Here is a 12,867-nt window from a genome sequence, read left to right on the forward strand (position 1 = left end):
GGGAAGCCTTCTTTTTTATGCGAACCGGCAAACTGAAACACCATTTTTTAGCAAACCGGCCACGGCTTCCAGGAAGCGTGGCCGGTATGTATCGCGTGTTATCGCGTGTCTTCCAGCAGGCGCCCGCTGCGGCCTGCACGACCGCTTGCGTGGCGACCGCCTCTTAATGCTGACGGCGCAATTCCGCCGGCGGCACCCGCAATTGCCCGCGATACTTGGACACCGTGCGCCGTGCCAGCAAGATCCCGCTGGCCGCCAGCTGCTGCGTCAGGGCAACGTCGGACAGCGGCATGGTCGGGTCCTCGGCATCCACCATTTCCTTGATCAGCGCGCGGACCGCCGCGGCCGAGCACGAGCCACCCGATTCCGTGGCCAGCTCGCGCGAAAAGAAGTGGCGAAATTCAAAGACGCCGCGCGGAGTCACCATGTACTTGCCGACCGTGGCGCGTGACACGGTGGATTCGTGCATGTCCAGATCATCCGCCACTTCGCGCAGCATCAGCGGCCGCAACGCCACTTCGCCATATTCAAAGAACGTCTGCTGACGCTTGACGATAGCCTCGGCCACGCGCTGGATGGTCGTGTAGCGCTGTTCCACGTTGCGCACCAGCCAGCGCGCCTCCTGAAGCTCTTGCGCCATCGGACTGCGGTCATCCAGGCGGGCGCGGCGGAACAGGTCGGCGTACGTGCGATGCAGCCGTGCCTGCGGCATGGCGTGGCGGTTGGGCAGCACGCGCCAGCGCGAATGCCATTTGTCCACAAACACGTCGGGCACCACATATACGGGCGCTTCAGCGCTGTAGCGCGACCCCGGCTTGGGATCCAGGCTGCGGATCAGCGCGCACGCTTCGCGCACTTGCTCATCGGTGCAGCCCAGCAAACGGCGCAGCCCGACGCAATCGTTCTTGCCCAAGCGGTCCAGATGCTCGCGCACGATGCGCAAGGCCAGGTCGCGCACGTGGGGTTCGACCGACTGCGCCGCCGCCAATTGCAGCGACAGGCATTCGGTCAGGTCTCGCGCTGCAAGGCCCGGCGCGTCCAGCTGCTGCACCAGGCGCAGGGCGGCCGTCCATTCGCCTTCGTCTGGCGGGGGGCTGAAACCGGCGTGCTCCGGATCGCACAGGCTCATCAGCGGCACGCGCAGGTAGCCGTCGTCGTCCAGCGCGTCGATGATGAATTCGGCCAGCAGGCGGTCGCGCGGTTCCAGGTGATAGTTGCCCAAGTCCGCGGACAGGCGCTCGCGCATCGATACCGATGCGCAGACCCATTGCCCCATGTCCTTGCCGTCGCCACCGCCCGTCAGCTGGGTAGGATAGTCGCCGGAATAGGAAGGGGCGTCAGGCAAAGGCTCATCGGCCTCGGATGGCGAGGGCGGGGCGGCGTCGGCCATGGCCGACGGCTCGTCCCCGTAATTGCCGGGTTTGATGGAATCGCCGTTTGGCAGCGGTTCGGTGTCCTGCTCGTCGCCATCTTCCAGAAAGGGGTTGGTGGCAAGCGCGTGTTCCACCGCGGTCGTGAATTCAAGCGCCGACATCTGCAGCAGCTTGACAGACTGCTGCAAGCGCGGCGCAAGCGTCATTTGTTGGCGCAGGCGCAATTCTTGCGAGGGGTGGCCCAATCGAGTCTCCTGGATGAAAGCCGCCGAAGGGCGGCGCATCCTAGGACACATGCAAGATCCGTGCCAGGTCGATTTTCGGGCGTAGGCGCGAGGCTTGCGGCCCTGTCGCAGCGACCGTATTACAAGGCGACGGTAAGAACTGCTCAGCCTCCCGACAAACCTTCTTTTTCGTAGACGTCCAGGCGGTTGTACAGGGTTTTCAAGCTGACGCCCAAGGTGTCGGCCGCCAGGCGCTTGTCACCCCCGTGGTGGGCCAGCGTCGCCAGGATGAAGGCGCGCTGCGCCTGGCCCAAAGGCATGCCCACCGGAAAGTTCATCGCGCCTTCGCGCATCTCGGCGTGCTGGCTGGCGGCAGGGCGGGCCAGCAGGTTGGTGTCCAGCTGCGTGTCCGACAAAATGAAGGCGCGCTGCACAACGTTACGCAGTTCGCGCACATTGCCCGGCCAGTCATGCTGGGCGATGGCGTCCAGCATGCGCTTCGAAAACGTTTTCTGGGTTTGATATTGCGCGTTCAGACCGTCCAGGAAGCGCTGCGCCAGGATCAGCGCATCGTCACCGCGTTCGCGCAGCGGCGGTACCCGAAGGGGGATGACCAGCAGGCGATGCAGGAAGTCCTGGCGCAACCTGCCATCGGCCACCGAGGCCGCGGGGTCGCGGTTGCTGGCGCAGATGATGCGCACGTTTGCGCGCAGCAGGTCGGTGCCGCCCACGCGCTGATACGTTCCCGCTTCCAGCACACGCAAGAAATGCACTTGCATGTCGGGCGGCATCTCGGTGACTTCGTCCAGGAATAAGGTGCCGCCGCTGGCGTACTCAAAATAGCCCGCGTTCTGCGCAACCGCACCGGTAAAACTGCCTTTCTCGTGGCCGAACAATTCGGCATGGGCCAGCGTGCCGCTGATCGCGCCGCAGTTCACGGCGACAAACGGCGCGGCGCGCCGTTCGCTGGCGTCATGGATTGCGCGGGCAATGATTTCTTTGCCCGCGCCGCTTTCTCCCACGATGAATACGCTGGCGTCGGTAGCCGCCGCCAGCTGCAACTGGGTTGCCAATTTCTGCATGACAGCAGACATGCCGGTGACGTCCATGGGGACGACCGAAGACGCGGGCGCAGTGTCGCGCCGCGCGGTGGTGCGATTTGCCATAAAGATACCTCGGGCCGCCGGGGCCTTACGCGACAGCACAATCGTAGTGGTACGTTTGTAGCGCGACTGCGACCAGTTGCAAGTATTCGAAAACTTTAGTCGACAGTATCGATTCTTTACGCATTATGGCTCCAGAGTGTCTATCCTCACAGTGATAAACGCGCGCGCTGATTGATGACCGCGCACCGGCAACAGGAGAACTCATGCCTCATCTGCTTGTCGTCGATGACGACGACGCGATACGGGAAACACTGGCCGAAATGGGTCGCGATAGCGGCTTTTCGGTGGCAGTGGCAGGAAGCGTGAAAGATGCGCTGATACAGCTGGAACGGCAAGCGCCGGATCTGGTGTTGACCGATGTCCGCTTGCCTGGTGGCAACGGCATGGACATTTTCAAGAATGCGGCCGTGGCCAGCGCCGAAGTCGTGGTGATGACGGGGCACGGCACGGTGGATTACGCCGTCCAGGCGCTGCGTCTGGGCGCCAGCGATTTTCTCGTCAAGCCGATCTGCATGGAACGGCTGAACGAAATTCTGACGCGAGTCGTTACGAACGCCGGTGGCGAACTGCCCGGCATGCCCTTCGAAGAGCCCGGCCGTTTCGGCAAGCTGTACGGCGAGTCGGAACGCATGGTGCAGCTGTACCACCAGATCGGCCGGGTGGCGCCCACGAATGTCACGACACTGCTGATCGGCGAAAGCGGCACCGGCAAAGAGCTTGCTGCCCACGCCATCCACGAACTCAGCGCGCGTCGCCAGCGCCCGTTCATTGCGGTCAACTGTGGGGCGATTTCGCCCAACCTGATCGAAAGCGAAATGTTTGGCCACGAGCGCGGCAGCTTTACCGGCGCCGACCGCCAGCACAAGGGCTATTTTGAACGCGCCGACGGCGGCACGCTGTTCCTGGACGAAGTCACGGAAATGCCGCTGGACCTACAGGTCAAGCTGCTGCGCGTGCTTGAAACCGGGCAGTTCATGCGCGTGGGCACCAACCGCGAGATCAGCTGCGACATCCGTATCGTTGCGGCCACCAACCGCAATCCCGAACAGGCGGTGCAAGAAGGCAAGCTGCGCGAAGACTTGTACTACCGCCTGAGCGTATTCCCAATTGAACTGCCGCCGCTGCGCGAACGGGGCGACGACATCCTGCTGCTGGCGCGCCGCTTTCTGCAGGCGCAGAACCAGGAGTCGGGCAGGAACAAATACTTCTCGCCCGAGGCGTCCGAAATACTCAAGCAGTATGAATGGCCGGGCAACGTGCGCGAGCTCAAGAACTTTGTGCGCCGCGCCTTCATCATGGCTGATGGGGATGTGCTGGGGGTGGACATGCTGGCCCCGCACGTGTCGCCGGCGGGTGAACCCGTGGGCGGAGAAGTCAGCGTGCCGGTGGGCGAGACGCTGGCCGAGGCGGACCGCCGCCTGATCCTCGCGACGCTTGAACGCTGCAACGGCGTGAAGAAGCAAGCCGCGATGATGCTGGGCATCAGCCCCAAGACGCTTTACAACCGACTTGAAGAATATGCCGCGGCCGGCTTCGCGCTGCCCGGCGAAGACGCCGGCCAGCGCGATTCCAGGGACGCGGCCTGACCGACTAGCGGTTTACTTGTTGTGGCGGGTCTTCAGATCCGCCATGCAAGCGTCCTTGGCGTTGCCGGACATGGCATCGCATTTTTCCTTGCCCACCTTGTAATCGGCGTCGCTCTTGGTCTTGGCCGCGTCATGGTTGGCCTCGGCCTTTTCCTTGCCGGCCTTGGCATCGGCGCGGGCCTTGTCGCGGTTGGCTTCCGCCTGCTTCTGACACACGTCCTTCTGGTTGCCCTTCATCGCATCGCAAGCCTTTTTGTCCATCTTGTATTGGCTGTCGATTTGATCGTTCGTGCGCAGGGGCGCAGAGCTGCCTTGGGTAGTTTGCGCGGAGGCCTGGAAGGCGACGGCGGACAGGCACAAGGCGATAGCGGGGCAAACGGTTCTGGACAGATTCATGACTGACTCCTTTGGGTAAGGGTCCACACGGGGCGGACCTGCGGACTCCAGAGCAAGTCCCGTTCCCGGTGTGTCAGGCACGGCGCTTGCGCGGGCTGTGGGCGATATCCAGCGATATCCGCCGACGTCAATCGGTGCGCGGCGATATCCATCACGTCAACGCGGAGCTACCCATGACCCACAACGATATGAAGAACGATATGAAGCAGGACAATCAGGCCGCCGGCGCCGAGACCGGAAAATCCCAGGCCAACCAGCCCAAGGACAATACCGAAGCCGCCCACGACAGCGGGCAGTTCGGCGCCGACAAGCCGGGCTTCGGCAAAGAGCGGCAGCCCGCCAAGCGGCCCGCCGACAAGAAACCCAATACCAAGGGCGCTGAATTCGAGGAAGGGGGCCAGTACCCGGGTAAGCGTCCGCCGGGCAACTGAATAAGCCGGGCTTAGCCCGGCTCGCCGGGCTCGCCCGCTTCATCTGCCCAGCGGAACAGCATCACCACGCAATGCAGCGCGGCCAGCCCGATGATGCCCTGGATGCCACGCGTGACGGCGGCGTTCGGAATGACGCGGGCGATCACATCCAGGTTCACGGCAGCGATCAGGCCGCAATTCAAACCGCCGGCCACCACCGCGATCAGCGCTGCCCAATCCAGCCCCGACAAATCGCGTCGGCGGCCGAGTGGGCGCGCGGCAATTTCTTCTTCGCTTGCGGAAATATCTTCACTCTGGCCCGACATGTCCATGGTGCGCGTGCTCCGGTGAGGGGCGGCTGCGGGCAGAGGCCGCCCGCAGCGCGTGGGTACTGCCAAGGGGTCAACCTCCGTTGCGGACCGGGTCGGGCGGCGAGCGCGAAACGCCCGCGTCGTCAGCGTCGGTCACGTGATCGGGCGCGATGTCATCGCCGTCCACATCGTCGTCCAGCAAGTCCGGGTCCACGCTTTCGCGGTCGCCGGTGGATTGCGAGTCGCTATCGGTGTGCGCCAGGCCCGGCGGCACATCGCTGGCAGAGTCCGAGGTGTCGCTGGGTCCGACATCGGGGCGGCCGCTGTTGTCGGGATATTGGATGTCAGGGGTAGGGGGCATGACGGTCTCCGGTAAGTCTTGAATAGGCGATGGCGTAGCCGCATGGCAACGCCGCGCTTCGGCCGGCCCCGCAAGTGGCGTGCCGCAACCCCTCGGGTATGCAAGTTGCTGGACAGCGGGCGTACGCATACGGGAGAACGCTATGTCCTTGATCGTTGCCGCCAGATTCCAGACCTTTGACCAAGCCTCCGTGGCCACGCAAAACCTGTTCAAAGAAGGCTTTACGGAAGACGACGTCCACACGTTCTATATCAATTCCGCAGGCGGGCATTCGCGCTATCCGCTTGGGGGGGATCGGGCGGCCGACCCCGACGCCAAGGGCGGCCACCTGGGCGCGATGGCCGGCGCGTCGGCGTTGGGATTGGTGTTTGCCTTGCTGGGTGGCATGATCGCCGCGCAGATGTCCGCGCCTGTGCTGATCATCATCGCGGCGGCCGGTGTCGGGGCTTATATCGGCGCGCTGGCCGGCGCCATGTGGATCGTGGGCCGAGGCCGGCGCAAGACGCCCAGCACGCCGGTCGTGCAGGAATCCCACCCGGTGGTGCGCATGGCGGGCGTGATGCTGGCGTTGCACGTGACCGCGGAGAAGGAATCGGTGGCGCGTCGGGTGTTGCGCGAGTCTGGTGGACAAGACATTGAACGCGCCCAAGGCCGTTGGCGCGACGGAAAATGGCAGGACTTCGACCCGCTCACGCCGCCGCAAACCGTCGAGGCGCCGTCGCCCACGCCTTGAATGTTCCGTGCCGTATCAAAAAAACAGCAGGCCGCCCGCGGGCGGCCTGCTGCATCTTCCCGCCCGCTGATCAGTCGCCCGCGCTGCCCGTGATGGGCAGCACGATACCGGTGATGTAGCTGGCGCACACGGGCGAGGCCAGGAACACATAGGCCGGGGCAATTTCCTCGGGCTGGGCGGGGCGGCCAAGGTCCGTCTTTTTGCCGAACTCTTTGATGGCCTCGGGGCTTTGGTCCGCCGGGTTCAGCGGGGTCCACACCGGTCCGGGCGCCACGGCGTTCACGCGGATGCCCTGTGATGCCAGGTTGGCGGCCAGCGACCGGGTAAAGGCGTGGATGGCGCCTTTGGTCGACGAGTAGTCCAGTAGTTTGGCGCTGCCTTGCAAGCCGGTGACCGACCCGGTGTTGATGATCGACGCGCCGGTTTTCAAATGCGGCAGCGCTGCGCGCGCCATGCGGAAGTAGCCGGTGATATTGGTGGTCAGCGTTTTTTCCCATTGCTCGTCGCTGATGTCGGTCAGCGAGGCTATGTGCTGCTGGTACGCCGCGTTGTTGACCAGGATGTCGAGCTTGCCGAATTCCTTCACGGTCTGCTCCACGGCGCTTTTGCAAAAGGCGCCGTCCTTCACGTCGCCCGGGATCAACACGCAGCGCCGGCCTTCGGCCTGGACGACGCGCCGGGTTTCCTCTGCATCCTCATGTTCGTCCAGATACACCACGGCGACGTCCGCGCCTTCGCGCGCAAACAACACGCAGACGGCTCGGCCGATGCCGGAGTCGCCGCCGGTGACAAGGGCGACCATGTCTTTGAGTTTGCCGCTGCCTTCGTAGCCGGGCGCCTGGTATTGGGGCTTGAGCACCATGTCGGCTTCATTGCCGGGTTTTTCCAGATGCTGGCCGGGCATGGGCGGCGTGGGGTGCGGGCGGTCGCCGGTTTGGGGCGGGGTCGAGGGTTTGCTCATGGCTGGGCTCCTGTCATGGTCATGGCGCGAAATTCCACGCCTGGCCCCGCGCAGGAGCAAACCTTGTTCCTGTTGTTGCGCCAAATGGTTTGGGCACGGCGCTTGCGTAGGAACGGTACCGGCGTCAACCGTGGCGCCGGGCACCCATCAACATGATGAAAGCGAGAGAGCCATGAACAAGGACCAGGTAAAGGGCAGAGTCGAAGAGGCCGCCGGCAAGGTAAAGGAAGTGGCTGGCAAGGCGACCGGTAGCACGTCTACCGAGCTCAAAGGCACGGCGCAAAAAGTAGCCGGCAAGACGCAGGCCGCTTACGGCGACGCCAAGGACAAGGCCCAAAAGCCGGGCTGATGCCCGGCCTGAGCCCTGTTGGCGCGGCGGTTACTGGCGTCCCACGATGACGCCGAAAAGGAACGCCGCGCCAGCCACCAGCCCGATGGCTTGCCACGGGCGTGCGTGGATGTATTCTTCGGTGCAGTCCAGCGTTTCCCGCATCAAATCCCCCGCATTATCCGAGGCATCGCGCAGGCTGCGCCGCGTGGCGTTCAGCTGATCCGACAGGCGCGCCTTCAACGCGTCCAGATCGCCCGGGTCGGCATCGCGCAAGGTCGCTTCGATTTCATCGATCCAACTTTCCGGATGGCGCGCGCGTCTGCGCGTTCCACGATCGTCCGGGCCGTTCTCGGGAAAATCGGAAGGCAAAGGGGTATTCGTAGAGGCCATCGAAAAGCTCCTGGCAGTCGGGCGAAAAGGGCGCCGGGTCCGAGGCCTGCCCGTGCGGCCCCGTGGCGTGTCAAAGCCGTCAAGCTTCGAGCATGTCCTGACAAGCCAGCGTGCACGCCAGGCAGGCGCCGGCGCAGATCTGGCAGTGCTCCATATCTTGGTAAGGAGCGCATGCGCGGGCGCAAGCGTCGCAAACCAAAGCGCACAACGTACAAAGCGCGGTAGAAAATTCGCCGTTGCGCGCCAGCATCGCGGCGCACAAGCGGCACACGCCGGCGCAATCGGTTGCCAAGGCAATGCAGCGCTTCATCCGCGCTGCATTGGCGTCCAGGCTGGCCGCCGCGCACTGGTCGCAAGCCACCGCGCATTCGTAGCAGGCTTGCACACATTGCTCGAAGTTTGGGTCTCGCATTGCATCTCCTTGTGAGTGCCCATGGCGGTTGGCAAAGGCGCGGCCGCGCCCGGCCGGGCACATCCGCTTGCAATTTGAAGATACTGTCAGTGCCTCGATGCGGCGCGCGGCCGTAGCATGAAAGCTCGAACCCAGACAGGAGGTAGTCATGAAATCCCGATCCGATTCGAAACCCGAGAACGCAGCGTCCGACACTTCTGCGCCCAAGGCGGACGCCACCCAGGACACCGCAAAGATACTGCCGCCGCGCGGGCCCGTCGATGTGCCGAAACAACCGGTGAAACCAGACGCCTCGACGCCGGACGAGGCCGCTCGCGACAAGCGTGCCGTGGTCGATAACCAGACCGAGTCGAACTGGGCCGATGGTGACGCCCCGCAGCCGCGCGCGAAGAATGCACGTTCACACCTCTTCTGAAGGCATGGGCGGCGCGGGCGCGTCCATGGGCGGCAGCTTGCGTAGGAATTCAAGCAGGCGCCGTTCATCCGCATGCAGCCCGCGCGGGCCATCCGGCGCGCGTGACTTGGGCGGCAGCCGGCCCTCCAGATAGGCCTCAAGCAACGCCGGGTGCACATAGCAGGCGCGGCATACGGCGGGCGTGTTGGCCAGCCGCTTCGACACCTGCTTGATGACCTCGGCAACCGTTTGACGCGCTTGCGTCGCGGTCTCGAAGGGGTGCGCCTGCAATGCCGCGTAGGCCATCGCGGACCCCGCCCACGTGCGGTAATGCTTGGCCGTGAAGTCGCCTTCACCCGCTTGGCGCAGATACGCGTTCACCGCGCCGGAATCCACGGGGTGCTTGGCGCCGTCTTCATCCAGATACTGGAACAGCTGCTGGCCGGGAATCTCCATGCAGCGTTTGATGATGCGCGCGACGCGGCGGTCGCGTACCGTCACGTCGTGCGGCACGCCGCTTTTACCCACGAAGCGAAAACGAAAGCTGCTGCCGGCCACGGTGGCGTGGCGGCGCGTCAGCGTCGTCAAGCCATAAGACTTGTTTGACCGCGCGTATTCCCGGGCGCCGATGCGTATCAGTGTGGTTTCCAGCAAGCGTACCAAGGTGGCGATGACCTTGTTCTGCGTCAGGCCGCGTTCCTTCATGTCGCGCGCCACGCGCCGCCGGATGCGCGGCAGCGCCTGTCCGAAGGCCAGCAGGTTCTGGTACTTGCCCGCATCGCGCAGTGCCGCCCAGGCGGGGTGATACCGGTATTGTTTACGGCCACGGGCGTCGCGCCCGGTGGCCTGCAAATGCCCGTGGGGCAGGGGGCAGATCCACACATCTTCGTACGCGGGCGGGATCACCAGCTTGTGAATGCGCTTGATCTCGGCCTCGTCCGTGATGCGCTTGCCGTGGGTATCAAGGTAATGAAAGGTGCTGCCGTTGACGCGTACCCGCCGGTAGCCGGGCTGGGTGTCATCCACGTAGACCAAGGGTGGGTCGCCAGCGCCGGGGGCCGGCTCGGCAAGCGGGTTGCTGCGGGTGTCCATGCTGTCTCCGGAACCTTACGGGCGTCCCGAAGCAAGCGCCGTGCCCGTCAATCAATCGGCCATCGGGCAGGCAGCATGCGTTTGGGCACGGCGCTTGCTGAACAGGGGCCAGCGACAACCGTCTGCGAATCGATCGTTGCACAGCGCGCAGCAAAGCGCGTGGCGCAACGGTCCCTACAGGAGAGTGCCATGCAAGCCACACAGCATCTACACGTGCCGCCCAAGCCGGAGCCCATTCCGCCCGGGTCGCCGCCGGGAGACTTGCCGGTGGACCCCGATACCGACCAGCCGGAAGTGGACCTGCCGCCGCTGTCGCCGCCCGTCAAGGAAATCGAGCCGCCGCAGCGCTGATGCGGCGGCCGCGGAACAACGCAAACCAGAACAACGCAAATCAATAACGACGAGGAGTCATTATGTCGACCATCCTGCTGATCATTCTGATCCTGCTGCTTATCGGTGCCGTGCCCGCGTGGCCGCACAGCCGAAGCTGGGGCTATTACCCCAGCGGCCTGCTCGGCATTGTCGTGATCGTGCTGATCGTGATGCTGCTGATGGGACGGATATAACGGTCCGAACCTGACGCCACGGGCTTGAAAGGCCCGGGCTTGACGCGGCCGAAGGTAACGCTTCGGACATGACGGTCTTGCAATGTGGCCCGGGGTGGCATCGCCGCCCCGGGCCATTGCGTTTGGGCGTGGCCAAGGGCTGGACGACGGGTGGCGCGACGGCAACGCCAGGCGTAAGATTTGCCCGCCTCTCTTTGGCCGATTTCTATTTGGCCCACTTCTCTTTGGCCGACTTTCTTCGCCTGCTTTTTTGCCCGTCCTTCCAAGACCCCGCTACCCGGCAACGCCAACATGACCATCCCCTTGCTGATTTTGATCGACAGCGTGCAGGACTACCTGCCCGAGATCCAGGCGCGCGGCTTCCAGCCCGTCTATGCCCCCACCGCGCAGATGCGCGCTGACGCCATCGCCCAACACGGCCAGGACATCCGCGTCGTTCTGACGCGCGGCGCCACGGGTTTGAAGGCCGACGAAATGGCGGTCATGCCCAGGCTGGAACTGGTCTGTTCGCTGGGCGTCGGTTATGAAAATATCGATCTGGCCGCCGCCCATGCGCGGGGCATCATCGTGACCAACGGCCCTGGCGCCAACGCCGTGTCGGTCGCCGACCATGCCATGGCGCTGCTGCTGGGCGTGGCGCGCCATCTGCCGCAGGCGGACGCCTGGGTGCGGCAAGGCCACTGGAGCGGCTTCATGGGGCCGCAAGTAACGGGCAAGCGCCTGGGCATTCTGGGCTTGGGCACCATCGGCCTGGAAATTGCGCGGCGCGGCGCAAACGGTTTCGGGATGGAGGTCGGCTATTTCAACCGGCGCGCGCGTCCTGAAACGGGCTACACCTATTTCGATAACCCGCGCGACCTTGCGGCGGCGTCCGACTTCCTGGTCATCGCCACGCCCGGCGGCGCGGGCACACGGCACCTGGTGGACGCGCAAGTGCTGCAAGCCCTGGGGCCGAACGGCTACCTGATCAACATCGCGCGGGGCAGCGTCGTGGACACGGACGCGCTGATCTCGGCGCTGTCCGACGGCGGTATCGCGGGCGCGGGGCTGGACGTGGTGGACGGCGAGCCGCAGGTCCCGCAGGCCTTGCTCAAGTTGGGCAACGTGGTGCTGACGCCGCACAGCGCCGGGCGGTCGCCCGAAGCGGTCGCGGCAACCGTGGCGCTGTTCCTGAAAAACGCCACGGCGCACTTTGCCGGTCAGCCCGTGCTGACGCCCGTCCTGGAAGCACACGCCCAGGCGGCCTGAGCGCCGCCGCGGTCCGCGCTCAGTGCGAGAACATGATCGGCACGGTCATGCTCTTGAGGATGGACGCGGTGGCGCCGCCCATGGCCCATTGGCGGAACTTGCTGTGGCCGTAGGCGCCCATCACGATCAGGTCGGCGCTGTGGTCGGCGGCGGCGTTCAGGATGGTGCTGCCCACGCCCACGCCCTTGATATCGCGGCGCACGTGGCTAGGTGCCGGCATGCCGTGCGCCACGCAGTACGTGGCCACGTCGTTGAAATCGACGACGCCGGCTTTGGACGGCGCCGTGCCTTCTTCCATGGTCAACACCACCAGGCTTGCCGCCTGGCGCAAGACCGGCGTGGCGTCGGCCAAGGCGCGGGCCGCTTCGCGGCTGCCATCCCAGCAAACCAGCACGCGGTTGCCGACGGCGTTGAATTCGCCACTTGAGGGCAGCACCAGCACGGGCCGCCCCGTGGTCAGCAACATCTGTTCGACGAATTCGGTTTCGTGCGCGGCTTCGATATCGTCAGGGTTGAATTGGCTGACGATGACCAGGTCGCTGGTGCGCGCATGCAGCGCGACGGTGGCGCTGGGCGCGGCATCGCCCGCGCGGACCACGGCGGCAATATCGGATGCGGCAGCGCTGGCCAGGAAGGCGCTTTCCACCGCGTCGCGATTCTGCGCCTGCAATTGCTTCATGACGTCCAGCGTGCGAGACATCAGCACGGATTCGCCGTAGTAATACTGCGGCGGCGCGGCGCTGGCGTAAATGCCCACCAGCTCCGCCTGGTGGCGGCGCGCCAGCGACAGCGCCAGGTCGGTGCGGCGTTTGCAGTCGAAACCGTGGTCCAGGTGTACAGAAATGCGGCGGTACATGGCGGGTCTCCTTGATAAGCGTCCCATGCCTTCATGGTTGCGCTTTCTTGCCGCCTT

The 12,867-nt window shown here is 64.8% G+C and carries 18 protein-coding genes; 8 read left to right on the forward strand and 10 right to left on the reverse strand.

Translation table 11 applies throughout. From position 1 onward, the window contains the following. Positions 1-163: 163 nt before the first annotated feature. Both KYT87_RS14000 and KYT87_RS14005 read right to left on the reverse strand, forming a co-directional pair. Entirely contained in the window at positions 164-1,657 is a 1,494-nt protein-coding gene (locus KYT87_RS14000; protein WP_162941209.1) for an RNA polymerase factor sigma-54, read from the reverse strand. Between the two features lie 104 nt (positions 1,658-1,761). Further along, the gene (locus KYT87_RS14005) at positions 1,762-2,706 is read right to left on the reverse strand and encodes a sigma-54-dependent Fis family transcriptional regulator (RefSeq protein WP_082134678.1); all 945 of its coding nucleotides are present in this window, start codon (positions 2,704-2,706) and stop codon (positions 1,762-1,764) included. Between the two features lie 260 nt (positions 2,707-2,966). Between KYT87_RS14005 and KYT87_RS14010 the strand changes: the two genes are divergently transcribed. Continuing rightward, the gene (locus KYT87_RS14010; RefSeq protein WP_046807590.1) at positions 2,967-4,349 is read left to right on the forward strand and encodes a sigma-54 dependent transcriptional regulator; all 1,383 of its coding nucleotides are present in this window, start codon (positions 2,967-2,969) and stop codon (positions 4,347-4,349) included. 12 nt (positions 4,350-4,361) lie between these two features. Here the strand turns inward: KYT87_RS14010 and KYT87_RS14015 are convergent, their stop codons facing one another. After that, entirely contained in the window at positions 4,362-4,745 is a 384-nt protein-coding gene (locus KYT87_RS14015) for a hypothetical protein (protein ID WP_052946137.1), read from the reverse strand. Positions 4,746-4,918: 173 nt separating this feature from the next. Here KYT87_RS14015 and KYT87_RS14020 point away from each other — a divergent pair, with 173 nt between their 5' ends. Then, on the forward strand, positions 4,919-5,176 hold the full coding sequence (locus KYT87_RS14020; RefSeq protein ID WP_223265008.1) for a hypothetical protein: 258 nt from the start codon (positions 4,919-4,921) through the stop codon (positions 5,174-5,176). An 11-nt stretch (positions 5,177-5,187) separates the two neighbouring features. On the opposite strand, the gene KYT87_RS14025 is transcribed toward KYT87_RS14020, so the two are convergent. Both KYT87_RS14025 and KYT87_RS14030 read right to left on the reverse strand, forming a co-directional pair. Further along, positions 5,188-5,487, reverse strand: a complete 300-nt coding sequence (locus tag KYT87_RS14025; RefSeq protein WP_046807591.1) for a DUF378 domain-containing protein — start codon at positions 5,485-5,487, stop codon at positions 5,188-5,190. A gap of 70 nt (positions 5,488-5,557) precedes the next feature. Next, on the reverse strand, positions 5,558-5,827 hold the full coding sequence (locus KYT87_RS14030; protein WP_046807592.1) for a hypothetical protein: 270 nt from the start codon (positions 5,825-5,827) through the stop codon (positions 5,558-5,560). Positions 5,828-5,969: 142 nt separating this feature from the next. Between KYT87_RS14030 and KYT87_RS14035 the strand changes: the two genes are divergently transcribed. Next, positions 5,970-6,560: a hypothetical protein gene (locus KYT87_RS14035; protein WP_104145534.1), complete on the forward strand. Its 591-nt coding sequence runs from the start codon at positions 5,970-5,972 to the stop codon at positions 6,558-6,560. 70 nt (positions 6,561-6,630) lie between these two features. Here the strand turns inward: KYT87_RS14035 and KYT87_RS14040 are convergent, their stop codons facing one another. Beyond that, the gene (locus KYT87_RS14040) at positions 6,631-7,521 is read right to left on the reverse strand and encodes an SDR family oxidoreductase (RefSeq protein WP_104145533.1); all 891 of its coding nucleotides are present in this window, start codon (positions 7,519-7,521) and stop codon (positions 6,631-6,633) included. 172 nt (positions 7,522-7,693) lie between these two features. Between KYT87_RS14040 and KYT87_RS14045 the strand changes: the two genes are divergently transcribed. Continuing rightward, on the forward strand, positions 7,694-7,870 hold the full coding sequence (locus tag KYT87_RS14045) for a CsbD family protein (RefSeq protein WP_046807595.1): 177 nt from the start codon (positions 7,694-7,696) through the stop codon (positions 7,868-7,870). A 30-nt stretch (positions 7,871-7,900) separates the two neighbouring features. Here the strand turns inward: KYT87_RS14045 and KYT87_RS14050 are convergent, their stop codons facing one another. Both KYT87_RS14050 and KYT87_RS14055 read right to left on the reverse strand, forming a co-directional pair. Next, positions 7,901-8,242, reverse strand: coding sequence for a YqjD family protein (locus KYT87_RS14050; protein WP_046807596.1), 342 nt, complete (start codon positions 8,240-8,242; stop codon positions 7,901-7,903). A 79-nt stretch (positions 8,243-8,321) separates the two neighbouring features. Beyond that, the gene (locus tag KYT87_RS14055) at positions 8,322-8,654 is read right to left on the reverse strand and encodes a four-helix bundle copper-binding protein (RefSeq protein ID WP_104145532.1); all 333 of its coding nucleotides are present in this window, start codon (positions 8,652-8,654) and stop codon (positions 8,322-8,324) included. Positions 8,655-8,802: 148 nt separating this feature from the next. Between KYT87_RS14055 and KYT87_RS14060 the strand changes: the two genes are divergently transcribed. After that, positions 8,803-9,069, forward strand: coding sequence for a hypothetical protein (locus tag KYT87_RS14060; protein ID WP_046807597.1), 267 nt, complete (start codon positions 8,803-8,805; stop codon positions 9,067-9,069). On the opposite strand, the gene KYT87_RS14065 is transcribed toward KYT87_RS14060, so the two are convergent. Continuing rightward, entirely contained in the window at positions 9,055-10,140 is a 1,086-nt protein-coding gene (locus tag KYT87_RS14065) for a DNA topoisomerase IB (RefSeq protein ID WP_219992494.1), read from the reverse strand. The two genes, KYT87_RS14060 and KYT87_RS14065, sit on opposite strands and share 15 nt — an antisense overlap. Before the next feature lie 189 nt (positions 10,141-10,329). Between KYT87_RS14065 and KYT87_RS14070 the strand changes: the two genes are divergently transcribed. The 3 genes from KYT87_RS14070 (at position 10,330) to KYT87_RS14080 (ending at position 11,954) form a co-directional block, all read left to right on the forward strand. Then, positions 10,330-10,491, forward strand: a complete 162-nt coding sequence (locus tag KYT87_RS14070) for a hypothetical protein (protein WP_162941210.1) — start codon at positions 10,330-10,332, stop codon at positions 10,489-10,491. 62 nt (positions 10,492-10,553) lie between these two features. Then, the gene (locus KYT87_RS14075) at positions 10,554-10,706 is read left to right on the forward strand and encodes a DUF3309 domain-containing protein (RefSeq protein WP_006219570.1); all 153 of its coding nucleotides are present in this window, start codon (positions 10,554-10,556) and stop codon (positions 10,704-10,706) included. A 291-nt stretch (positions 10,707-10,997) separates the two neighbouring features. Further along, positions 10,998-11,954 (forward strand): 2-hydroxyacid dehydrogenase, encoded by a 957-nt coding sequence (locus KYT87_RS14080; RefSeq protein WP_219992495.1) that lies wholly within the window; start codon positions 10,998-11,000, stop codon positions 11,952-11,954. Positions 11,955-11,973: 19 nt separating this feature from the next. On the opposite strand, the gene KYT87_RS14085 is transcribed toward KYT87_RS14080, so the two are convergent. After that, complete coding sequence (locus KYT87_RS14085) at positions 11,974-12,810, reverse strand: universal stress protein (protein WP_046807600.1); 837 nt, start codon at positions 12,808-12,810, stop codon at positions 11,974-11,976. Positions 12,811-12,867 lie beyond the last annotated feature (57 nt).

Origin of the sequence: Achromobacter sp. ES-001, from assembly GCF_019448355.1 — a bacterium.
In the GTDB taxonomy this organism is placed as follows: Bacteria; Pseudomonadota; Gammaproteobacteria; order Burkholderiales; family Burkholderiaceae_B; genus Achromobacter; species Achromobacter spanius_B.

Coding starts and splice junctions, on each gene's coding strand:
- KYT87_RS14000 (WP_162941209.1), bottom strand. CDS start 1,657: ATGCGCCGCCCTTCGGCGGCTTTCATCCAGGAGACTCGATTGGGCCAC.
- KYT87_RS14005 (WP_082134678.1), bottom strand. CDS start 2,706: ATGGACGTCACCGGCATGTCTGCTGTCATGCAGAAATTGGCAACCCAG.
- KYT87_RS14010 (WP_046807590.1), top strand. CDS start 2,967: ATGCCTCATCTGCTTGTCGTCGATGACGACGACGCGATACGGGAAACA.
- KYT87_RS14015 (WP_052946137.1), bottom strand. CDS start 4,745: ATGAATCTGTCCAGAACCGTTTGCCCCGCTATCGCCTTGTGCCTGTCC.
- KYT87_RS14020 (WP_223265008.1), top strand. CDS start 4,919: ATGACCCACAACGATATGAAGAACGATATGAAGCAGGACAATCAGGCC.
- KYT87_RS14025 (WP_046807591.1), bottom strand. CDS start 5,487: ATGGACATGTCGGGCCAGAGTGAAGATATTTCCGCAAGCGAAGAAGAA.
- KYT87_RS14030 (WP_046807592.1), bottom strand. CDS start 5,827: ATGCCCCCTACCCCTGACATCCAATATCCCGACAACAGCGGCCGCCCC.
- KYT87_RS14035 (WP_104145534.1), top strand. CDS start 5,970: ATGTCCTTGATCGTTGCCGCCAGATTCCAGACCTTTGACCAAGCCTCC.
- KYT87_RS14040 (WP_104145533.1), bottom strand. CDS start 7,521: ATGAGCAAACCCTCGACCCCGCCCCAAACCGGCGACCGCCCGCACCCC.
- KYT87_RS14045 (WP_046807595.1), top strand. CDS start 7,694: ATGAACAAGGACCAGGTAAAGGGCAGAGTCGAAGAGGCCGCCGGCAAG.
- KYT87_RS14050 (WP_046807596.1), bottom strand. CDS start 8,242: ATGGCCTCTACGAATACCCCTTTGCCTTCCGATTTTCCCGAGAACGGC.
- KYT87_RS14055 (WP_104145532.1), bottom strand. CDS start 8,654: ATGCGAGACCCAAACTTCGAGCAATGTGTGCAAGCCTGCTACGAATGC.
- KYT87_RS14060 (WP_046807597.1), top strand. CDS start 8,803: ATGAAATCCCGATCCGATTCGAAACCCGAGAACGCAGCGTCCGACACT.
- KYT87_RS14065 (WP_219992494.1), bottom strand. CDS start 10,140: ATGGACACCCGCAGCAACCCGCTTGCCGAGCCGGCCCCCGGCGCTGGC.
- KYT87_RS14070 (WP_162941210.1), top strand. CDS start 10,330: ATGCAAGCCACACAGCATCTACACGTGCCGCCCAAGCCGGAGCCCATT.
- KYT87_RS14075 (WP_006219570.1), top strand. CDS start 10,554: ATGTCGACCATCCTGCTGATCATTCTGATCCTGCTGCTTATCGGTGCC.
- KYT87_RS14080 (WP_219992495.1), top strand. CDS start 10,998: ATGACCATCCCCTTGCTGATTTTGATCGACAGCGTGCAGGACTACCTG.
- KYT87_RS14085 (WP_046807600.1), bottom strand. CDS start 12,810: ATGTACCGCCGCATTTCTGTACACCTGGACCACGGTTTCGACTGCAAA.